The following is a 20701-nucleotide window of genomic DNA, read 5'->3' as shown; positions in this document are numbered from 1 at the left end:
GCTAACAGGCTTCACCAACTCGCCTGTAAGGGACTTTCACCCTCTGGAATAATTTGATACCTTTAGTATCAAGTGCCCATACTGGGCGCACACCCAGTGTATACTTCATGCTTCGGCTGAAAGCCTTGCACATCGTCTACACCAATCCGTTGGTGGTAAAAGGAGTTATAAAAAGCTTGGACGAATTAGATAAGAATTTTACTGCTGCCATTCTGAAAGCCTTAGAAGAAAAGCTCGGCAGAACTCTTTCAGCAACAGAAAGTCAAGTTTTCTTAATGCAAAGGTCTTTGATGGCGTATGAAATGATTCATGATTACATCACGGATAGCGAAAAGATATAAGAAGCAATTGAAAAGTATGTAGAGAATGTAGTTAAGGAGTACCAAGATGTTATTAATAACAAAGAAAAGAGGCAATAATAATGGATTGGTTTAACTTCTTGCTTGGGGTAGTGTTCCTAATGATTGGCAAATTTTGTTACTTGTTAAGCTCATATACTTCAAAGACAAGGACAGGGAAAGGCTATACTATGGAAATGTGCAGCTAATTTCAGGAGCTGTACTCGGAATAACGTTTGGGATTTATTTCATCGTAACGTCATTGTAGAACTTCTTCCACCAACACGGCACATAAGTTATACTTCGGCTTTGCCTTGTTCGCTTTTTACACGAGACCGTTGTAGGTTATAGGTAATCATAAATTTAAAAGAAATGGCTCTTACCTTTAAATGGACAATTAAGCTTATACTACTAACACCAGTCTTACTCTTCATTGCTGTATTTCTGGCAGGTGGTGGGCATGGCTGGTATGAGCCAGCTATAATATTGTTTCCATTTGGACTAATCAGCATACTTTTTTTTCGCAGTATCGAAGTACCATTTATAATCTTAGCCATTCTTCAGTATCCCATTTACGGACTGTTGATTGACACGATTGGAATCAGAAAAAGCATTAAATGGACTGTAATAAGTATAGCTTTAATTCATATAGTGCTTGCTGGGGTGATACTAATATTTAGGGGAGAGAACTGGATATAAAGAAAAACTACACCCTACCACAAATCACATGAGTTAAACTGCGGATATCACCTTGTTCACCTCATGTACGAGCCGTTAAAAGACGATAGCTCAACTTAGCCATTCCTAAACCCAGACAACCAAATCAAGCTAAATGAGAAAGATAGTATTAGATCTGGCAGTAACCCTCGACGGTTTTATAGAAGGGCCGAACGGAGAGATTGACTGGTGCATCATGGATGATGACATGGATTTCCAAGGATTCCTGTCAGGTATTGACACCATCCTCTACGGTAGAGTTAGCTACGATATGTGGGGGAACTACCAGCCGGAGGCAGATGCTAGCGAAGGGGAGAAGTCTCTTTGGGCAGCTGTTCATTCTAAAAAGAAAGTTGTCTTCTCCAGCCAGCAGCGGCAGGATAGTAATGCTACTTTTATCACTTCTGATATACCTGCAAAGGTTGCGGAACTCAAAAACCAAGATGGGAAGGATATCTGGTTATACGGCGGGGCAAAGCTTATCACAACTTTCATCCAGTATGGTCTGATTGACGTTTACCGGATTTCTGTTCACCCCATTGTGCTGGGAGCAGGCAAGCCCCTGTTCGCTAACCTGAGAGAAAAGATCGATCTTCAGTTAAAGGGAGTAAATAAGTTTAAATCAGGTGTTGTTCAGCTCATATACGAGGCTTAAAGTATAGAATCGGGCAACTAACCAAGTACTTATGCTCTGCAGCATTCACTCATATCGGGGCAAAACAAAAAACACCCACAGAAACTGCAGGTGCTTTATACTTAGCTATATACTTTTGGTAGGACTAGTTTCTATAAATGGCCGCGAAGCACTTTAGCTGGGTTTGGATTCAAAACTAAAGTATAAGCCTGGCGGCGGACGGCTAAACAACAGGAGATAATTTTAGCCGCCGCGCCAAACTTACGGTCTAAATAAACTATATAGAAATTGCGCAGTGCGCGTGGGATTTAACAGGTTCTAGACTTTAGCTTAGGAAAGCGCGCAGCATCCAGAGCGTTTTCTCATTCTCGTTAATGTCCTCGCTGATGAGGCTCACGGTGCCTTCGTCGCCGGTTTCGGCGGCCAGGCGTAGTATCTCGCGCTCCAGCTCCAGCAGTGTGCTTAGGTTTTGGTGCGTTACCGATACCGTTTCTTTGCCGTCGCTCAGGTTGCTGGCCTCCTGTATGCCGGACACGCGCAGGTACTCCGAGAAAGTATGAAGCGGCTGCTGCCCAACCGTTAAAATACGCTCTGCAATGGCGTCGATTCTGGTGAGCGCTGTGTTGTAAAGCTCCTCATACTTTTCGTGCAGCTGGAAGAAGTATACGCCCTTGATGTTCCAGTGGAAACCACGCAGGTTCTGATAGTATAAATGGTAGTTTGCCAGCAGCTCGTTCAGCTTGTCGGCCACCTGTTTGCTGTCTTCTTTCTGTAAGCCAATGTTTGATAGTTTTTCCATAGGTCGTTCTGTTGTCATCTTTGTTGATACAAATGTCGGGTGATCTAGTTTATCTATCAAATCGATTGTTTTTATGGTTTGATAGGCATACTTTATAAAGTAACTTTGCTTGTCGCCTGTTTAGCAGGTATACGATTTACTTAAGTATTGATGATATGACATTAGTGCAGCTGGAGTATTTAGTGGCCGTGGATACGTTTCGGCATTTTGCCACCGCCGCCGAGCATTGCTTTGTAACGCAGCCAACCCTGAGCATGCAGCTGCAAAAGCTGGAGGAGGAGCTGGGCGTGCAGCTATTCGACCGCAGCCGGGTGCCGGTGCGGCCAACCGAGCTGGGCAAAGAGATTATTGCGCAGGCGCGGGTGGTGCTGGCCGAAAGCAAGAAGATAAAAGAGCTGGTGCTGGACCAAAAACAGGAGCTGAGCGGGGAGCTGCGCATCGGCGTTATCCCGACACTGGCACCCTACCTGATTCCGCTGTTTATCACTAGTTTTCTGGAGAAGCACCCGCAGGTGCGTGTGGTGGTGCAGGAGCTGCTGACCGATGAGATTGTGGAGAAGCTGAACCACGAGCTGCTGGACGTAGGCCTGCTGGTAACGCCGCTGGGCAATAAAACCATAAAAGAACTGCCACTTTTTTACGAGGCTTTTGTGGCCTACATTAATCCCAGGCACCCGCTGGCAAAGCAGCCGCGCATTGCCCCCGACGAGCTGGACCTGAGCGAGCTGTGGGTGCTGAACGAAGGCCACTGCTTCCGGAGCCAGGTGCTCAACATCTGTAACCGCGGCGGCAGCGCAGACCCAGGCAGCCACCTCGACTATAAAAGCGGCTCCTTGGAAACCCTGAAACGCATTGTGGAGACTCAGCACGGCCTCACGCTGCTGCCGGAGCTGTCGGTGCTGGAAATGCCGGAGGAGAAGCGGAAACTGGTGCATGCCTTTGAGGAGCCGCAGCCGCTGCGCGAGGTGAGTCTGGCGGTGCACCGCAGCTTTCTGAAGAAAAAGCTGATAGAGGCGCTACGGCAGGAGATCCTCAGCTGCATCCCGAAAAGTATAAAAAGCCGTGAAAAGGCAAAAGTGGTGGCGGTGAGGTAAGGTATAAACCAAAGTTGCAATTAACCCCTACCATTATAGGAATTATATTACATTAGAGGAATTCCCCTCTCGGGAGGGGCAGGGGTGGGTTTACACCTTTACGATAGTAGTTGAGCGCAACTTAGGCTATTAAGTATAAAAGTAGAAAAGACCTCGCAGCGTCCGCAGGTCCTGCGAGTGTCTGGCAGATGTAAACAACTTATACTATGCAAAAAGTACGGTGGGGAATTATCGGCTGCGGAAACGTAACCGAAGTAAAGAGCGGCCCGGCTTTTAATAAGGTCGAGCACTCTGAACTGGTGGCCGTAATGCGCCGCGACGGGGCCAAAGCGAAGGACTATGCCGAGCGCCACGGCGTGCCCAAATGGTATGACAAGGCCGAGGACCTGATCCACGATTCGGAGGTAGATACCGTCTATATCGCCACGCCACCCGACTCGCATGCTGCTTATACCTTGCAGGTTGCTGCCGCTGGTAAGCCGGTATACGTGGAGAAGCCCATGGCGCTGAACTATGCGCAGTGCCTGGAGATGATCGCTGCCTGTGAGCAGGCCGGCGTGCCGTTGTTTGTGGCCTTTTACCGCCGAAGCCAGCCCGCTTTTAACAAAGTAAAGGAGCTGCTGGAAAGCCAGGCGATAGGGGAGGTGCGGTTCGTAAGTATAAAGCTGTACCAGCCGCTGCAGCCGCAGCAGTACCAGGAGGCGCTGCCCTGGCGCGTGCAGCCTGAGATCTCCGGCGGCGGCCTGTTCCACGATCTGGCACCCCACCAGCTCGACATCCTCGATTTTATACTTGGGCCAATTGCTTCAGCGTCCGGGCAGGTTGCGAACCAGGCGGGGCTGTATGAGGCGGAAGACCTGGTAACCGCGCAGTTCAGGTTCGAAAGCGGCGTACTGGGCAGCGGGGTCTGGTGCTTCAGTGTGGCAGAGCAGCAGCAAACGGATAGTATAGAAATCGTCGGCAGTTCCGGCCGCATCACCTTCCCGACCTTTGCCAAAGAGCCGATACGCTTGGAAACCGCCGCAGGCACAGAGGAGTTTATGCTGCCGCCACCACAGCATGTACAGCAGCCATTTATCCAGTCCATTGTAGAGGAGCTAACCGGACAGGGCAAATGCCCCGGCACAGCTGTTTCCGCCGCGCGTACTTCCTGGGTGATGGACCAGATTGTGGGGAGAAGTTAAAAGACCTCGCAGCGTCCGCAGGTCCTGCGAGTGTCTGGTGGATATTTTAGTTATACATTCTTCCTAGCGCAAGCGTCCGCTTGTGCTGCCACTGGTAAGAGGTATATGGTGCGGCAAGGTACAAGCAGACGCTTGCGCCAGAAAAGCTTATTGGCCACCAAGACACTCGCGGGTCTTGTAGACACCGCGAGGTCAATCAAGATAGGCTATAAACAAGAAGAGGCTGCCTTTGCGGGCAGCCTCTTCTTTTATACTTGGTTATACTTTACAAAGTATACTTAGGCGTTAATGCCAGCTTCCTGAAGGGCTTTTACCATGGCGTCGCCGATCTCGGCTGGTGACTCCACTACGTGGATGCCGTTCTCGCGCATGATCTTCATTTTAGCGGCAGCCGTGTCTTCAGCACCACCTACGATGGCACCCGCGTGGCCCATGCGGCGTCCCGGAGGCGCTGTCTGGCCAGCGATGAAACCAACTACCGGCTTCTTGTTGCCCGTCTCGCTGATGTACTTGGAAGCCATGGCCTCGTAGTTACCACCAATCTCACCGATCATCACAATCGCATCAGTCTCAGGGTCTTCCATCAGCAGCTGAACCGCGTCTTTTGTAGGCGTTCCGATGATCGGGTCACCGCCGATACCGATTGCCGTAGAGATACCCAGGCCAGCTTTCACGATCTGGTCGGCAGCCTCATACGTCAATGTACCAGACTTAGAAACGATACCGATACGGCCTGACTTGAACACGAATCCTGGCATGATACCAACTTTCGCCTCACCTGGCGTGATCACACCCGGGCAGTTTGGACCGATCAGAGTCACGTCCTTGCCTTTCAGGTAGTTCTTGGCGGCTACCATGTCTTTTACCGGAATACCTTCTGTAATGCACACGATAACTTTAATGCCGGCAGCGGCAGCTTCCATGATCGCGTCAGCGGCAAAAGCCGGCGGCACGAAAATGATGGAAACGTCGGCTCCTGTCTTCTTTACAGCGTCTTCCACTGTGTTGAAAACCGGCAGGTCCAGGTGGTTGTTGCCACCTTTGCCCGGAGTAACACCACCAACTACGTTTGTGCCGTACTCAATCATCTGCGATGCGTGGAAAGAACCCTCTGAGCCGGTAAAGCCCTGCACGATCACTTTCGAATCTTTATTTACTAAAACACTCATGTGTATCTTGTTTAGGTTGTGTATTGTCGGTACTAGTATAAGGTTGTGCAAAAATAGGCTTTTTTGTGGCCGTTGCAAAAAATAGTTGCCGCTAATATAGCCATTCTGCCGGAACCTCAGGCCCTTCGTCAGGGTTATGAGAGGGGCCTGAAGGCGATGTATTTCCATGGCTGTGGCACCCGCTGTACCTGCCAATGTACGTGCAGGGGCTACGATGTGGCTTATTTTCTTTACATTTGTACTCAAATTCAAAAAAACACAACAGATGGCATATCTGAACCATATTACCGAGGCGATCGGTAACACCCCGCTTGTAAAACTGAACAACGTAACCCAAGGAATCAAAGGCACCGTGCTGGCCAAGGTGGAGTACGCCAATCCCGGCAACTCTGTAAAAGACCGCATGGCCATTAAGATGATCGAGGATGCGGAAAAGGCCGGCATCCTGAAACCGGGCGGCACCATTATCGAGGGCACTTCCGGCAACACCGGTATGGGCCTGGCGCTGGCGGCCATTGCCAAAGGCTACAAGTGCATCTTTACGCTGGCCGATAAGCAGAGCAAGGAGAAAATGGACGTGCTGCGTGCCATGGGCGCCGAGGTGATCGTTTGCCCGACCAACGTGGCCCCGGACCATCCGGACTCCTACTACTCTGTAGCCAGGCGCCTGAACGAGGAGATCCCGAACTCGTTTTACCCGAACCAGTACGACAACGTGTCGAACACGGCGGCGCACTACGAGACCACCGGCCCTGAGATTTGGGAGCAGACGGAGGGCAAGATCACGCACTGGGCTGCCGGCGTGGGCACGGGCGGTACCATCTCCGGTACTTCCAAGTACCTGAAAGAGCAGAACCCGAACATCGTAACGGTAGGTATCGATACCTATGGCTCGGTGTTTAAGAAGTATAAAGAGACCGGCGAGTTCGATGAGAACGAGATCTACGCTTACGCCACCGAGGGTATCGGCGAGGACATCCTGCCCAAGAACGTGAACTTCGACCTGATCGATACTTTCATCAAGGTGACGGATAAGGACGGCGCCGTGATGACGCGCCGCCTGGCCCGTGAGGAAGGCCTGTTTGTGGGCTGGTCGAGCGGCTCGGCGGTGTACGGCGCGCTGGAGTATGCCAAGGAGCACCTGAAGGAGGGCGATGTGATGGTGGTATTGCTGCCAGACCACGGCACCCGCTACCTGGGCAAGATCTACAACGACGATTGGATGCGCCAGCAAGGCTACATCGATTAAAAACCTTAAGGCACCATACTTGTTACTTAAAGCCTGGTACACTGCCAGGCTTTAGTATTATAAAGTAACATTAGCTGCCACAGGTAGTAAAATAAGATTAGCACAAAGCTGGAGCAAGTATAACCTAGGGTCAAAAGCCACTATTGCCTAAAACAAAAGGGCAATTGGAAAGTATAGGAATTAAAGTCCTTTGATTCTTTAGATTATAATAAGTTTGGCATACTTTTGCACCTAGGCTATAGCCTCGCATTTACGAGCGACGTTTACACTATGAGAAAATTGTCAGGTATACTATTAATTGACGACGATGATACGACCAACTTCCTGAACCAACGTTTGTTGGAGCGGTTGGGGGTAACGGATCATATTCGTGCTTTTGTAAACGGCAAACAGGCGTTTGACTACTTGTACACTGTCAGCAACAATAATTACGAGTCGGAGAGCAACGAATATTTCCAGCCGGAGCTCATCTTCCTGGATATTAACATGCCGGTAATGGATGGCTTTGAGATGCTGGACCTGTACGAGCGCCTGAACCCGGAGTTCCGCAAGAAGATTGTGATGGTGGTGCTCACCACTTCCACGCACCCGCAGGACACGGCTAACTCGAAGAAGTATAATGCTGAGTATATCATCAAGCCGCTTACATCCGAGAAGGTGAACAACCTGCTGCAGAAGCACTTTCAGGAGGATCAGAAAGAAGCTTAACAAAGTATAAAAAAGGCGGGCGCTACCAAACTTGGTAGCGCCCGCCTTTTTTATACTTAAATGTAGAAGGCCAAAACTTTTAACTTTTTAACCTTCTAACTTTCTAACTATAAAGACGCAAGGTATTGCGTCTCTACAACTCTCTAACTCCTAAACTCCCTAGCTCTCTTTCCCCGCTACCGGCACAAACTTAAACGAGTCGCCGTTGAACAGGCCCTTGTCGCTAAGCTTGAGTGAGGGGATAACGAGCAGCGCCATGAACGAGAGCGTCATGAACGGCGATTCCAGCGTGCTGCCCATCTCTTTGCTCATACTATCGATGGCCGCGTAGGCCTCTGCCACTTTGTAGCCGTCCTGGGCCGACATAATGCCCGCCACCGGCAGCGGCAGCAATTGCTCTTCATTTCCCCGTACGGCGGCCACGCCGCCCTTGGCCCCAATGATCAGGTTCACAGCGCGGGCTATACTTTCGTCATCCACACCCACGGCTATGATGTTATGCGAGTCGTGCCCCACGGAGGAGGCGATGGCGCCCTCTTTCAGCCCCACGTTTTTGATAAAGGCCACCGCCGGCTCAGCGTTTTGGTAGCGGTTTACCACCGTAATTTTCAGCACGTCCTGCGCCACATCCGAAAGTATAAAACCGTTCTCCACGCGCGGCGTGGTCCACACCTGCTTCGTGATCAGCTGCCCGTCAAAGGCCTCTATTACCCGAATCTTGCTAGCGTCGCTGGCTTGTATGGCAAACTGCTGCGCCACCTTCACGTCCGTATCAAAGTTGTTGATCTCCTCGCTCGGCGTAAACGGTATGTTGGATTGACCGTTCTCCGCCACCAGTTCACCGTTAATGTAAGTAGCCAACACGTTAAAGCTTTCCGGGTTATCGATAAGTATAAAATCGGCTGCATCGCCCTCGCGCAACAGACCTACCTCCAGCTTATAATGCTCCACGGGGTTCACACATGCCGCCTGCAGCACGTGGAACAGGTTGTTGCCCTTGGCCAGCGCGCGTTTTACCAGCAGGTTGATATGACCTTCCACCAGGTTGTCGGGGTGCTTGTCATCAGAGCAGAACATGATGTGGCGGTAGTGCCGCGGCAGCAAAGGTATAAGTGCCTCAAAATTCTTGGCGGCGCTGCCCTCGCGGATCAGGATCTTCATGCCCACGGCCAGCTTGTCCAGCGCCTCCTCGGCGGTAAAGCACTCGTGGTCGGTGGTGATACCGGCGGAGGCGTACTTTGCGGCGTCTTCGCCCATCAGGCCGGGGGCGTGGCCATCCACGGCTTTGCCATACTTTTTGGCCAGCTCTATCTTCTCCATCACCTGCGGGTCGCGGTGCAGCACGCCGGGCCAGTTCATCATCTCAGCCAGGTACTTTATCTCTTCCCGCTGAAAAAGCTGCTCAATGTCGGCGGCGGTTATCTCGGCGCCGGCCGTCTCGAAAGGGGTGGCCGGAACACAGGACGGCGCGCCGAAGTAAAACTTAAACGGTACCTTTTTGCCGTTCTCGATCATATACTCCACGCCCCTCACGCCCAGTACGTTACCAATCTCGTGCGGGTCCGATACGGTGGCCACGGTACCGTGCGGCACAGCCAAACGGGCAAACTCGCAGGGCACCAGCATCGAGCTCTCTACATGCACATGGGCATCCACAAAGCCTGGCAGGATATACCTGGTGCTGTCGGTGGCCTCACGAACTATTTTTGAGATGCGGCCGTTTGAAACATGAACCGTGCCCTGGTAAATCTCCTGGCTGTGTATGTCAATGATATGTCCGGAAACAGTATGATCAGTTTGCATGGTTTTGTATTGTTTAGATCGTAAAAATGCCCGCTGTTGGCTGGGCGTAAACCGGCAAATTACCTTATATTTGCATCAAATTCAGTCGCTTTGAGAAAGATAATTTCATACATCGTTTTAGCGGGCTTCCTGGCCACCGGCACTCTTTCAGGATGCTCGGGCAAAACACCTCAGCAACGGAAGACGGCTAAATACCTGAAAAAAAGCAAGAGCGGCAACTTGCCCTGCCCCTGCGACTCCAATTAAACTCTCTTTTTTGATTCCCCTGTTATGAAGAAAATCGTAATCGCGCTCGACGGGTACTCCTCATGCGGTAAAAGCACCACGGCCAAACTGGTAGCGGCCGAACTCGGCTATGCCTACATAGATACCGGCGCCATGTACCGGGCGGTTACATTATACTTTCTGGAGCACCACGTGTCGCTCACCAACCCAAAGGAGATAAAGCAAGCGCTGGACAACATCGAAATAGAGTTCCACTACAACCCCAAATCCAACCGCAACGAGCTATACTTAAATGGCCTGAATGTTGAAGATGAGATCCGGAAGATGTACATTTCCGACATGGTAAGCGAGGTGAGCGTGATACCGGAAGTGCGCCGCGCCATGGTGGCGCAGCAGCAGAAAATGGGCCGCAAGCGCGGTGTGGTGATGGATGGCCGCGACATCGGTACGGCCGTGTTCCCGGATGCAGAGGTGAAGATTTTTATGACCGCCGACGTGGAAACGCGCACCAAGCGCCGGCAAGACGAGCTGCTGGCCAAAAAGCAGCTGGTGAACTTTAACGAGATACGGGAAAACCTGCTGAAGCGCGACCTGATCGACTCGACGCGCACCGAGAGCCCGCTGCGCCAGGCCGAAGACGCGCACCTGCTCGACACCTCGCACATGACGATTGATGAACAGGTGGAGTTTGTGATTGAGCGTGCCACGGCAAAGCTGCTGCAGCATGAGTATGCGGCGCAACAAAACTGAAGTTATAAAGATGAACGTAACCATAGACAAAAATTCCGGCTACTGCTTCGGCGTAGAGTTTGCCATACAGATGGCCGAGGACGAAATGGAAACTTGCGACGAGCTGTACTGCCTCGGCGACATCGTACACAACAGCATGGAGGTGCAGCGCCTTTACGAAAAGGGCCTGCGCATCATAGACCGCGATCAACTGAAAGAACTGCGCGACTGCAAAGTGCTGATCCGGGCCCACGGTGAGCCGCCGGAAACGTACCAGATCGCGCTGGAGAACAACATCGAGCTCATCGACGCCTCCTGCCCCGTGGTGCTGAAGCTGCAAAACCGCGTGAAGCATGCCTTCGACTCAGGCAGGCCAAGCGAGGCGCAGGTGGTGATCTATGGGCAGGTAGGGCATGCCGAGGTGATCGGGCTGGCAGGCCAGACCCGCGACGAAGCCATTATCGTGACGACGGAGGAGGACCTGGAGAAGATCGATTTTTCGCGCCCGGTAACCCTGTTTAGCCAGACCACCAAGAGCACCAAAGGCTTCTACCACATCAAAGCGCTGATAGAGGAGCGCCTGCAGCAGGCCAGCCAGGACAGCAAGGCCGCGCCTAAGCTGGATGCCAACGACAGCATCTGCCGCCAGGTATCGAACCGTGAGCCGCAACTGGCCCGCTTCTCAACAGAGCATGACGTGATCGTGTTTGTGAGCGGCAAGAAAAGCTCCAACGGAAAAGCACTATATAGCGTATGTAAACAGCATAACCCCAATAGCTACTTTGTAGAAAACGAGAAGGAGCTGCAGCGCGAGTGGTTCGAAGGAGCCGGAAGCGTGGGCATTTGCGGCGCCACCTCCACGCCGATGTGGCTGATGGAGCAGGTGAGCACCAGTATAAGCGCCTTCGAGACAGAGCAGGTATAAATATTAGCACTATACTATTAAAGCTTTTTGCTAATTTGGGCTTTGCTTCGGCAAAGCCTTTTTTATGCACACAACAACATGAGAACCCTTATCCGTTACTTTTTAAATGGTCTCCTGATCATTGCTCCCATTGCCATCACGGTGTTTATCGTGGTGGGTATAATAGATTGGCTGGACAGCCTTTTTGATCTGGGCATTCCCGGGCTCGGCATCCTGCTGATGGTGGTGCTGCTCACAGTGGTAGGGTTCATCGGCTCGTCCTTCTTCGTGAAGCCCTTTCTGGTGGCGATGGAGAAGCTGGTGCACAAGGTGCCGCTCATTAGCATCATCTACTCCAGTATAAAAGATTTGTTTGACGCCTTTGTGGGGGATAACCAAAAGTTTAACCGCCCCGTGATGGTGAAAATGACCGAAGACTCCGACAACCACAAGCTGGGCTTTGTAACCCAGGATGCGCTGGCGCAATTAAACATAGAAGACAAGGTGGCGGTATACTTTCCGCACTCCTATAACTTTTCCGGTGAGTTGTTCCTGGTGCCCAGGCGCAACGTCACCTACCTCGACCTGCCAAGCTCCGAAGTGATGAAGTTCATCGTGTCCGGCGGCGTCTCGAAACTGTGAGAAGCTTTTGGAATTAGAAAGTTAGAGAGTTAGAAGGTTAGAAAGTGATGAAAAGACATTATATATGCATTGTCAAAACACGCCTCCGTATTTCCTGTTTTATACTTCATACTTTAGCTATAAGTTCTAACCTTTGAAACCCGTTGACCTTCTAACTCTCTAACTTTTTAACCTTCTAACTTTATAATTCACATTGCCTTACCTCATCCACGACAGATCGAAGCTGCATTACCGCGTGATCGGGCGGGGGCCGCAGGTGCTGCTGGCCTTTCATGGGTATGGGCAGAGCAGCAGCTATTACCTGCCGATGGAGAAGGCGCTGGGGGAGGATTATACGATCTACGCCTTCGATCTGTTCTTTCACGGGCATAGCCAGCTGCACAAACAGAATATGCCCCTCACCAAAGGCTTTCTGCATGATTTTGTGGAGCGCTTCCTGGAGAAGCAGGGTATAGAGGCGTTCTCGCTGATGGGCTTTAGCATGGGCGGCAAGTTTGCGCTCACATTGGTGGAGTGCATGCCGCAGCGCATCCGGGAGCTGTTCCTGATTGCTCCGGACGGAATTAAAACGAGCTTCTGGTACAACATTGCCACTTACCCCGGCTGGCTGCAGCAGCTGTTTAAGCGCACGGTTATAAAGCCGCAGTTCTTTTTTAAACTGCTTCGGATGCTGCAGCGCTACAACCTGGTGCACAAAAGCCTTGTCCGGTTTGCCCACTTCCAGATGGACAGCACGCCCAAGCGCCTGCGCGTTTACCGCAGTTGGGTAGGCTTCCGGGACCTCAACTTCGATATTCGCCAGATCGTGCAGCTGCTGAACAAGTATGAAGTGCCGGTCACGATGTTCCTGGGGGAGTATGATGAGATCATATCGCCGAAGCGGGTGGCCGTTTTTGTAAAGGCCCTGGACAAAGGCGAGCTGGTGCTGCTGAAAACCGGCCACTCTAACCTGCTGTACGAAGTGGCGGAGCTACTGCACAGGCGCCGCTCCGCAACCTAACGGCCGCTCAGTCTAAGTCCTTGCTGGGGATGCGCAGGGGCGGCAGGTAGTAGTAGCGGCCATCCAGGCGGGCCGCGTTAAACTCGACCTCTACAGGCAAATAGCTTGGAGACGACAGCTGCAGCCGAACGGGAATGATAATCGCGTTTTGCTCCGCCACCGTGTCGGCTGTTATCTTCTGAAGCCTTGTCGCCGGCCAGTTCACCTCCTGCGTGATGCCATCCCGTATCACGTTGCCAAAGTCTTTCTGGAAGTCCATCAGCATATCGGTAGGAGTATAAAGGAGCAGGGCCTCGCGCACGCTGGCAGACCCGAGCTGCAGCATCTTGTCGTACACCTGCTTGTCGGCCAGGTGCTGGCGCAGCGGGTCAAAAGTAGTCTGCTGCAGTGCCTCCTCCAGCAGCCGGGCCAGCACCTGCACACTAGAAGCACCCGAAACCTGGTTTTGCCGCTCCCGCTCCGCAGCCAGCGAGTCCGGGTCTTGCGCCAAAGCCGGGGCGCTGGCCAAGGCCAGGGCAAAACAAAGTATACCTGCGCCTGTTTTTATGTTTCCCATAGTGTCTGGGGCTGATGCCTGAACATTGTATCTCTACAGGAGTATACGTATTTTGATGGCGGGAAGCCTATCGGGGCTATTCTGTGCTACAGCTTCCCAAAATAAGATCATATCAACTAAACCAACACCAAATGAAAAAAACGCTACGCTTGCTGGCCCTGGGGCTTTGCCTGTCCAGCACTACCATGAGCTGCAGCTCCGAAACGAACACCAACGCGGAGGCTGATACTAAAACAGGCCCTACTGAAACACAGCAGGCCAAGGGGGCCGAGGAAGCAAGTATAGGCATGCCATCAGGGCCGATCGATAAAGACCTGGAGCGCATTAAGCTACCGGAAGGCTTCCGGATAGACTACTACGCCAAGGATGTGGAGAACGCCCGCTCGATGGCCATGAGCGAATCGGGCATCCTGTTTGTGGGCACGCGCAGCAACGATAAAGTGTTTGCCCTGGTAGATGAGAACAAAGACGGCAAAGCCGATGAAGTGGTGGAGGTTGCCTCCGGCCTTAACTCTCCGAACGGGGTGGCCATTCGCAACGGCGATCTATACGTGGCTGAGATCAACCGCATCCTCAAGTACCCCAACATCGAGCAGAGCTTCCGCAACAAGCCAAAGTATGAAGTGGTGAACGATGAGTTCCCGAGCGACGCGCACCATGGCTGGAAGTACATTGCCTTTGGCCCCGATGACAAACTGTATGTACCGGTAGGTGCCCCGTGCAACATTTGTAAATCTGAAAAGCCAATTTACGCCAGCATCACCCGCATGAACCCCGATGGCACCGGACTGGAGATTTACGCAGAGGGCGTACGTAACACCGTAGGCTTTGACTGGCATCCCGACACCAAGAACCTATACTTTACCGACAACGGCCGCGACATGATGGGCGACAACATTCCGCCGGATGAGCTGAACCGCGCCACCGAGAAAGGCCAGCATTTTGGCTACCCGTATTGCCACGCCGGCGAGATAAAAGACCCGGAGTTTGGCAAGGAGCGCAGCTGCGATGAGTTTGTGGCACCGGTACAGAAACTCAACCCCCACGGCGGCACGCTGGGCATGAAGTTCTACACAGGCAAAATGTTCCCGCAAGAGTATGCCGACCGTATTTTTATTGCCGAGCACGGCTCCTGGAACCGCTCTAAGAAAATCGGTTACCGCGTCATGCAGGCACAGATGGATAGCCAGGGAAATGTAACTGGCTACGAGCCCTTTGCCGAAGGCTGGCTGCAAGGCGAGAAAGACTGGGGCCGCCCCGTGGATGTGCTGGTGATGAAAGACGGTTCCCTGCTGGTGTCCGACGATAAGAACAACGCTATTTACCGCATCACTTACGCCAAGTAGGGGGATTTTCACCCCACCCCAAACCTCCCCTAAAAACCGGGGAAGGTGCTTTTGCTGAACCGGGTCCAACCACCCCTGCCCCTCTCCCGAAGCAAGTCCGGGATCCAAAACTTGGCTAAGGAGGGGGAGTCTGTAGCTGCTTTGGCTGAAGTATAAGCTTCGTTGCTCTGGCTATCGCGTGGGCAGGTCGCGACCTGTCCCTACAAAGTATAAACTCTTTCTTCTGCAGGCGATTTTCATCCCCCTGCCCCCTTCAAAGGGGGACTGTGCGGAAGCAGGAGCTAAGGAAATCTGATCTCAATCTTTCCGTAGAGCGCCTTGTGAGATTCCGGTGCCCTGAAAGGGCATTGCGACCGGAGGGCAGCAAAGGAAGGGAACACAGCGCGATGCGGGAAGATGAGGCCTCCCGGCCTCGGAGGGCACCAAAGTAGGAGATGCAACATTAGGCTTGTAAGACTGAGGATGAACAGCGGCTAGAGAAGATAGCTTGGTTCACGTTGCAGGAAGCAGTAGCTATGGAAGTGTAAGCCTGGGCCAGAGAGGCAGTGGGTAAGGGAGGCACAAGCGGACGCCCCGAAATACGCCGGGATTTCCAACTTGCGCCAGAGAAAGTATAGCAAAAGTATAAAGTATAAAACAGCCGGAGCGGTGAACCAAAACGGCCGTTTTATACTTTGTTTATTTTAACGAAAAGCGGTGCGAAAATCCTGATTATCGCACTAACTTTAGCCGCTGATGAGAGAGGAAAAACGTAATACCCCAAAACCTGAGAAAAAGCTGATCGGGCGGCGCGAGCTGGTCTCTTTCCCGGAGCTGGACATAGATGAGATCGAGGCCAAAGTGGACACCGGCGCCTACACATCGGCCATCCATTGCTCTGATATACACGAGGAAGTGCGCCCGGACGGCAGAAAGGTGATTTGCCTTGATCTGCTGGACCCCTCGCACCCGCAGTATAACCACAAGAAGCTGACCTTTGCCGAGTACGAGCTACGGGAGATAAAAAGCTCGATAGGAGAGAAGCAGGAGCGCTATGTTATCCGTACCAGGATCAGGATTTTTGACGAGGAGATAGAGGCAGAGTTTTCCCTCTCCGACCGCAGCGACATGAAGTATCCCGTGCTGATTGGCCGTAAGCTGCTGAAAGGCCGCTTTGTGGTAGATGTGGCCAAGAAAAACCTGGCGCATAAGTATAAGATCAAACAAAAACAGAAATAAAGAGCATTTATGAAAATTGCTATTCTCTCCCGCAACCCAAGGCTATACTCTACCCGCCGTTTGGTGGAGGCAGCGGAGCAGCGGGGGCACGAGGCCATCATTTTAGACCACCTGCGCTGTGACCTCGTGATAGAGCAGGGAGACCCGCACATCCTCTACAAAGGAGAGCGCCTGACGGATATCGATGCCGTTATTCCGCGTATCGGGGCCTCTGTTACCTTTTACGGCACGGCCGTGGTGCGCCAGTTCGAGATGATGAAGGTGAAAAGCGCCGTAGACTCGCAGGCCATAGTGCGCTCCCGCGATAAGCTGCGCTCGCTGCAGATTCTGGGCCGCGCTGGGCTGGGCATGCCCAAAACAGCCTTTACAAACTACTCCAAAGAGACCTCAGAGCTGGTGAAAGAGGTGGGCGGCGCCCCGCTGGTAATCAAATTGCTGGAGGGTACGCAGGGCTTGGGCGTAGTGCTGGCCGAGACGCGCAAAGCCGCCGAGTCGGTGATCGAGGCGTTCCATAACCTGAAGGCACGCATTATTGTGCAGGAGTTTATCTCCGAGGCCGGTGGTGCGGATATCCGCGCCTTTGTGGTGAACGGTGAGGTAGTGGGAGCCATGAAGCGGCAGGGCAAGGAGGGCGAGTTCCGCTCTAACCTGCACCGCGGCGGCAAGGCAGAGCTCATCAAGCTTTCGCGCCAGGAAAAAGCCGCTGCCCTGCTGGCCGCCAAGTCGCTGGGCCTGGGCGTGGCTGGCGTAGACATGCTGCAGTCCAAGCGCGGGCCGCTGATTCTGGAAGTAAACTCCTCGCCGGGGCTGGAGGGCATCGAGAAGGCCACGCAGAAAGACATCGCCGGAAAGATTATAGAGTATGTGGAGGGGCTTGCGGTGAAGCGGCCGAAGAAGAAGGTAAAGGAGTAGCATGCCCGAGACAATCGTTATCAACGGAAAAAGTATAGACCGCGGTGAAAAGGTGCTCACCAAACTCGTGATCAGCAAGCTGCCCAGCGGCACCGTTATCGAGATCCCTGTTTATGTTTTCAGGTCGGTGCACGACGGGCCGGTAGTGCTGCTGATGGCCGGCATGCACGGCGACGAGGTAAACGGCACGGAGATCATCCGCAGGATGCTCACTAAAAAGCTGCTCTACCCGCTTAAAGGTACCATTATTGCCGTGCCGGTGCTCAACATCTACGGCTTCCTGAACTTCTCCAGGGAGGTGCCGGACGGAAAGGACGTGAACCGCAGCTTTCCGGGCAACCGCGACGGATCGCTGGCCAGCCGCGTGGCGCACCGCTTTATGAAAGAGGTGCTGCCGTACGTAGACTACGGCCTCGACTTCCATACCGGCGGCTCCAGCCGGGCCAACTATCCGCAGATCCGCTGCGTGCTGGGCGAGCATCGAAACGAAGAGCTGGCAAAGGCTTTTGCACCGCCCTTTGTAATGAACGCGCCATACCGCCAGGGCTCGCTGCGCAAAGAGGCCGGTAAGTTGGGCAAATCCATACTTGTGTACGAGACAGGCGAGAGCCTGCGCTTTGATGAGAAAGGCATTAACCTGGGCATAGAGGGTACTTGCCGCGTGCTGCACCATCTGGGCATGATGGCCGGCTGTACGGAGGCAACAGAACCCACCGTGTTCTGCATGAAGGACATCTGGCTGCGGGCCAAAAACGCGGGGCTGTGGCGCACCAGCATCAGCATAGGAGACTACGTGAAGAAGAACCAGCAAGTAGGCACGATTACCGACCCTTACGGCGAAATGGAGGTGCGGCTAAACGCACCTGCCACTGGCTATGTGGTTGGGCTTAACAATATGCCCGTGGTAAACCAGGGCGATGCGCTGCTGCATATTGCCTTTTAGTGCTGCAACATTGTAACAGAATAGGAGGAAGGGCTGCCAGGTATGGTAGCCCTTCTTTTTGCCAGGTAGATCGAAATATAGTTATACTCTATTGCAACTATACTTGGAAAAATCTTATCTTCATGAGTAGAAGTGCATTGCTAACCCAATTTCTACTATATGAAACAAACTTACCCCGGCACGTATAGGCTCCTGCAGGTGCTGTGCTGCTTTTTTCTTTTATGCTTCGCCTCTGCAGCCTTTGCCCAGCAGCGCCATACCATCAGCGGCTACGTGCGCGATGCCGACACCGGCGAAAACCTGATCGGCGCGGCCGTGTATGACCTCCGCTCCGGCAAGGGCACCTCCACCAACAGTTATGGTTTCTATAGCCTCTCCCTTTCCGCAGGTGATTCTGTCGCGCTGGTTGCCTCCTACGTCGGCTACGGGCGGCAAGCCTTTCCGCTGCAGCTCTCGCAGGATGTTTCCCATATATTCACCCTGAGCCCCAGCAACAGCCTGGCGACTGTGGAGGTAGTAGCCACAAAGCAGGAGAAGATAGAAGAGACCACCCGCATGAGCACGATTTCGGTGCCGATAGAGCAGCTGAAGGCGGTGCCGGCCCTGCTGGGCGAGGTGGATGTGATCAAAACGCTGCAGCTGCTGCCGGGGGTGCAGTCGGGTACGGAGGGGGCCAGCGGCCTGTACGTGCGCGGCGGCGGCCCTGACCAGAACCTGATCCTGCTCGACGGAGCGCCGGTGTACAATGCCACGCACCTGTTTGGCTTCTTCTCGGTGTTCAATGCCGATGCGCTTAACCATGTGGAGCTGGTGAAAGGCGGCTTTCCGGCGCGCTACGGCGGCAGGCTGTCCTCGGTACTCGATATCAGCATGAAAGAAGGCAACATGAACGAGTTCAGGGGAGAGGGCTCTGTGGGCCTGATCGCTTCCAGGCTGACGCTGGAGGGGCCTATCAAGAAAGACACAGCCTCGTTTATCGTGTCTGCGCGCCGTACCTACGCCGATGTGCTGGCGCGCCCGTTCATGAAGAAGGATCGGGGCGTGGTCGGTTACTTTTTCCACGACTTCAATGCTAAGCTCAACTACAACATCACCTCTAAGGACCGGCTCTACCTGAGCTTCTACACCGGCCTCGACAGGTTCCACTCGCGCTATGTGTGGGACCGCAGCTATAGCAAGGACAGCTACTACAGCGAAGACAAAGCAAACCTGGACTGGGGCAATAATACCCTTAGCCTGCGCTGGAACCGCATCCTGAACAACCGCCTGTTCCTGAATACCACGGCCACCTACAGCCGTTACCAGTTCGATATCGGGATGCAGAACGAGTCGGAGCGCAGTGGTTCCGGCGGCACAAGCATGAGTAAGTACAACCTGCTTTACCTGTCCAACATCCGCGACTATAGCATAAAGAGCGATTTTGACTACCTGCCTAACCCGAATCATTATGTGCGCTTCGGGGCGCAGGCAGTGACGCACCAGTTCCGGCCGGGGGCGCTGCACATGAAGGACGTGGACGACGGGCAGGTGCGCAATGAGTTAGAGGAAGGCTCCAGAACGGTGGCCAACGAGGCGGCGGTGTATGTGGAGGACGATGTGCGGCTGTCGGAGAAGCTGAAGGTGAATGTGGGTGCCCGCTTTACCGGATTTTTGGTGGCCGGCGAAACCTATACTTCGCTGGAGCCCCGCGTGGCGGCGCGCTACCTGCTAAACAACAAACTGGCGCTAAAAGCATCCTACGCCAAAACAAGCCAGTTCATCCACCTGCTCACCAACAGCGGCATCGGTCTGCCCACCGACCTGTGGGTGCCGGCAACGAAGGTGGTGGAGCCGCAGCGGGCCAGCCAGGTAGCCATCGGCGCGGCACAAACCATCCTGGACGGGCAGTACGAGGTGAGCGTGGAGGGCTACTACAAGACCATGAAAGGCATCATCGAGTATAAAGAGGGCTCCGATTTTACCACCACCGTCAGCAACAACTGGGAGAACAAGGTGACCGCCGGCAAGGGCTGGGCCTATGGTGCGGAGATTTTCCTGCAAAAGAAGGTCGGCAACACCAGCGGCTGGGTGGGCTATACGTTGTCGTGGTCCAACCGGCAGTTTGCCGAGCTCAACTACGGCGCAAAATTCCCTTACCGCTACGACCGCCGTCACGATATATCGGTGGCGCTGTTCCACAAGCTGAACAACGGCTGGAATCTGTCCGGGACCTGGGTATATGGCACGGGCAATTCGGTGACGCTGTCAGAATCGCGCTACATGGTGGGTGAGTACAATGTGGTGGATAACTATGGCTCTCGGAACGGCTACCGTATGCGCGCCTATCACCGCCTGGACCTGGGCTTCAGCAAGACAAAGGAGAAAAGCTGGGGGCAGGTAGTGAACACCTTTAGCCTCTACAACGCCTACAGCCGCCAAAACCCCTTCTACATGTACTATGGCCGCGGCCGCGACAGCGATGAGAGCACCTACCGGCAGGTGGCGCTCTTCCCGATCATCCCATCCTTCACCAAAAGCTTTAAGTTCTAGTT

At 53.3% G+C, this 20701-nt stretch carries 18 protein-coding genes and 1 pseudogene; 15 read left to right on the top strand and 4 right to left on the bottom strand.

From position 1 onward, the window contains the following. Window positions 1–107: 107 nt before the first annotated feature. Both FJM65_RS13520 and FJM65_RS13515 read left to right on the top strand, forming a co-directional pair. Window positions 108–341 carry a hypothetical protein gene (locus tag FJM65_RS13520; protein WP_140622061.1) on the top strand — a complete coding sequence of 78 codons (234 nt, stop codon included), beginning with the start codon at window positions 108–110 and terminating at the stop codon, window positions 339–341. An 829-nt stretch (window positions 342–1170) separates the two neighbouring features. Beyond that, window positions 1171–1710, top strand: coding sequence for a dihydrofolate reductase family protein (locus tag FJM65_RS13515; RefSeq protein ID WP_140622060.1), 540 nt, complete (start codon window positions 1171–1173; stop codon window positions 1708–1710). Window positions 1711–2014: 304 nt separating this feature from the next. On the opposite strand, the gene FJM65_RS13510 is transcribed toward FJM65_RS13515, so the two are convergent. Continuing rightward, window positions 2015–2488 carry a Dps family protein gene (locus FJM65_RS13510; RefSeq protein WP_140622059.1) on the bottom strand — a complete coding sequence of 158 codons (474 nt, stop codon included), beginning with the start codon at window positions 2486–2488 and terminating at the stop codon, window positions 2015–2017. 155 nt (window positions 2489–2643) lie between these two features. On the opposite strand from FJM65_RS13510, the gene FJM65_RS13505 reads away from it, so the two are divergent. After that, window positions 2644–3582, top strand: coding sequence for a hydrogen peroxide-inducible genes activator (locus FJM65_RS13505; RefSeq protein ID WP_140622058.1), 939 nt, complete (start codon window positions 2644–2646; stop codon window positions 3580–3582). Window positions 3583–3788: 206 nt separating this feature from the next. Next, window positions 3789–4766 carry a Gfo/Idh/MocA family protein gene (locus FJM65_RS13500; RefSeq protein ID WP_140622057.1) on the top strand — a complete coding sequence of 326 codons (978 nt, stop codon included), beginning with the start codon at window positions 3789–3791 and terminating at the stop codon, window positions 4764–4766. Between the two features lie 278 nt (window positions 4767–5044). Here the strand turns inward: FJM65_RS13500 and sucD are convergent, their stop codons facing one another. Continuing rightward, window positions 5045–5935, bottom strand: coding sequence for a succinate--CoA ligase subunit alpha (gene sucD / locus FJM65_RS13495; protein WP_140622056.1), 891 nt, complete (start codon window positions 5933–5935; stop codon window positions 5045–5047). Between the two features lie 265 nt (window positions 5936–6200). Here sucD and FJM65_RS13490 point away from each other — a divergent pair. Together FJM65_RS13490 and FJM65_RS13485 are read left to right on the top strand one after the other, a co-directional pair. After that, window positions 6201–7181: pseudogene (locus FJM65_RS13490) on the top strand (PLP-dependent cysteine synthase family protein); the annotation flags it as partial. 273 nt (window positions 7182–7454) lie between these two features. Further along, window positions 7455–7892: a response regulator gene (locus FJM65_RS13485; RefSeq protein ID WP_140622054.1), complete on the top strand. Its 438-nt coding sequence runs from the start codon at window positions 7455–7457 to the stop codon at window positions 7890–7892. Between the two features lie 159 nt (window positions 7893–8051). On the opposite strand, the gene ade is transcribed toward FJM65_RS13485, so the two are convergent. Continuing rightward, a complete protein-coding gene (gene ade, locus FJM65_RS13480) occupies window positions 8052–9695 on the bottom strand; it encodes an adenine deaminase (protein ID WP_140622053.1) in 1644 nt (547 codons plus the stop codon). 270 nt (window positions 9696–9965) lie between these two features. Between ade and cmk the strand changes: the two genes are divergently transcribed. The 4 genes from cmk (at window position 9966) to FJM65_RS13460 (ending at window position 13195) form a co-directional block, all read left to right on the top strand. Continuing rightward, entirely contained in the window at window positions 9966–10670 is a 705-nt protein-coding gene (cmk, locus tag FJM65_RS13475; RefSeq protein WP_140622052.1) for a (d)CMP kinase, read from the top strand. A 10-nt stretch (window positions 10671–10680) separates the two neighbouring features. Further along, window positions 10681–11574 carry a 4-hydroxy-3-methylbut-2-enyl diphosphate reductase gene (locus tag FJM65_RS13470; protein ID WP_140622051.1) on the top strand — a complete coding sequence of 298 codons (894 nt, stop codon included), beginning with the start codon at window positions 10681–10683 and terminating at the stop codon, window positions 11572–11574. Window positions 11575–11652: 78 nt separating this feature from the next. Beyond that, a complete protein-coding gene (locus FJM65_RS13465) occupies window positions 11653–12195 on the top strand; it encodes a DUF502 domain-containing protein (RefSeq protein WP_140622050.1) in 543 nt (180 codons plus the stop codon). A 193-nt stretch (window positions 12196–12388) separates the two neighbouring features. Next, window positions 12389–13195: an alpha/beta fold hydrolase gene (locus tag FJM65_RS13460; RefSeq protein ID WP_140622049.1), complete on the top strand. Its 807-nt coding sequence runs from the start codon at window positions 12389–12391 to the stop codon at window positions 13193–13195. A 7-nt stretch (window positions 13196–13202) separates the two neighbouring features. On the opposite strand, the gene FJM65_RS13455 is transcribed toward FJM65_RS13460, so the two are convergent. After that, window positions 13203–13751: a hypothetical protein gene (locus tag FJM65_RS13455; RefSeq protein ID WP_140622048.1), complete on the bottom strand. Its 549-nt coding sequence runs from the start codon at window positions 13749–13751 to the stop codon at window positions 13203–13205. Between the two features lie 131 nt (window positions 13752–13882). Between FJM65_RS13455 and FJM65_RS13450 the strand changes: the two genes are divergently transcribed. From FJM65_RS13450 to FJM65_RS13430, 5 genes are all read left to right on the top strand, one after another. After that, a complete protein-coding gene (locus FJM65_RS13450; protein WP_140622047.1) occupies window positions 13883–15097 on the top strand; it encodes a PQQ-dependent sugar dehydrogenase in 1215 nt (404 codons plus the stop codon). A gap of 735 nt (window positions 15098–15832) precedes the next feature. Then, window positions 15833–16315 carry an ATP-dependent zinc protease family protein gene (locus FJM65_RS13445; RefSeq protein ID WP_140622046.1) on the top strand — a complete coding sequence of 161 codons (483 nt, stop codon included), beginning with the start codon at window positions 15833–15835 and terminating at the stop codon, window positions 16313–16315. Window positions 16316–16324: 9 nt separating this feature from the next. Then, complete coding sequence (gene rimK, locus FJM65_RS13440) at window positions 16325–17227, top strand: 30S ribosomal protein S6--L-glutamate ligase (protein ID WP_140622045.1); 903 nt, start codon at window positions 16325–16327, stop codon at window positions 17225–17227. Window position 17228: 1 nt separating this feature from the next. Next, complete coding sequence (locus tag FJM65_RS13435; RefSeq protein WP_140622044.1) at window positions 17229–18170, top strand: succinylglutamate desuccinylase/aspartoacylase family protein; 942 nt, start codon at window positions 17229–17231, stop codon at window positions 18168–18170. A gap of 159 nt (window positions 18171–18329) precedes the next feature. Further along, complete coding sequence (locus FJM65_RS13430; protein WP_140622043.1) at window positions 18330–20699, top strand: TonB-dependent receptor; 2370 nt, start codon at window positions 18330–18332, stop codon at window positions 20697–20699. Window positions 20700–20701 lie beyond the last annotated feature (2 nt).

Origin of the sequence: Pontibacter mangrovi, assembly GCF_006385705.1 — a bacterium.
Lineage (GTDB): Bacteria > Bacteroidota > Bacteroidia > Cytophagales > Hymenobacteraceae > Pontibacter > Pontibacter mangrovi.
The sequence above is the reverse complement of the archived record's forward strand: the minus strand, read 5'-3'. Positions and strand labels throughout refer to the sequence as shown.

Excerpts from the sequence above, each read along its gene's own strand:
- FJM65_RS13520 (WP_140622061.1), top strand. The coding sequence starts at position 108 with ATGCTTCGGCTGAAAGCCTTGCACATCGTCTACACCAATCCGTTGGTG.
- FJM65_RS13515 (WP_140622060.1), top strand. The coding sequence starts at position 1,171 with ATGAGAAAGATAGTATTAGATCTGGCAGTAACCCTCGACGGTTTTATA.
- FJM65_RS13510 (WP_140622059.1), bottom strand. The coding sequence starts at position 2,488 with ATGGAAAAACTATCAAACATTGGCTTACAGAAAGAAGACAGCAAACAG.
- FJM65_RS13505 (WP_140622058.1), top strand. The coding sequence starts at position 2,644 with ATGACATTAGTGCAGCTGGAGTATTTAGTGGCCGTGGATACGTTTCGG.
- FJM65_RS13500 (WP_140622057.1), top strand. The coding sequence starts at position 3,789 with ATGCAAAAAGTACGGTGGGGAATTATCGGCTGCGGAAACGTAACCGAA.
- sucD (WP_140622056.1), bottom strand. The coding sequence starts at position 5,935 with ATGAGTGTTTTAGTAAATAAAGATTCGAAAGTGATCGTGCAGGGCTTT.
- FJM65_RS13485 (WP_140622054.1), top strand. The coding sequence starts at position 7,455 with ATGAGAAAATTGTCAGGTATACTATTAATTGACGACGATGATACGACC.
- ade (WP_140622053.1), bottom strand. The coding sequence starts at position 9,695 with ATGCAAACTGATCATACTGTTTCCGGACATATCATTGACATACACAGC.
- cmk (WP_140622052.1), top strand. The coding sequence starts at position 9,966 with ATGAAGAAAATCGTAATCGCGCTCGACGGGTACTCCTCATGCGGTAAA.
- FJM65_RS13470 (WP_140622051.1), top strand. The coding sequence starts at position 10,681 with ATGAACGTAACCATAGACAAAAATTCCGGCTACTGCTTCGGCGTAGAG.
- FJM65_RS13465 (WP_140622050.1), top strand. The coding sequence starts at position 11,653 with ATGAGAACCCTTATCCGTTACTTTTTAAATGGTCTCCTGATCATTGCT.
- FJM65_RS13455 (WP_140622048.1), bottom strand. The coding sequence starts at position 13,751 with ATGGGAAACATAAAAACAGGCGCAGGTATACTTTGTTTTGCCCTGGCC.
- FJM65_RS13450 (WP_140622047.1), top strand. The coding sequence starts at position 13,883 with ATGAAAAAAACGCTACGCTTGCTGGCCCTGGGGCTTTGCCTGTCCAGC.
- FJM65_RS13445 (WP_140622046.1), top strand. The coding sequence starts at position 15,833 with ATGAGAGAGGAAAAACGTAATACCCCAAAACCTGAGAAAAAGCTGATC.
- rimK (WP_140622045.1), top strand. The coding sequence starts at position 16,325 with ATGAAAATTGCTATTCTCTCCCGCAACCCAAGGCTATACTCTACCCGC.
- FJM65_RS13435 (WP_140622044.1), top strand. The coding sequence starts at position 17,229 with ATGCCCGAGACAATCGTTATCAACGGAAAAAGTATAGACCGCGGTGAA.
- FJM65_RS13430 (WP_140622043.1), top strand. The coding sequence starts at position 18,330 with ATGAAACAAACTTACCCCGGCACGTATAGGCTCCTGCAGGTGCTGTGC.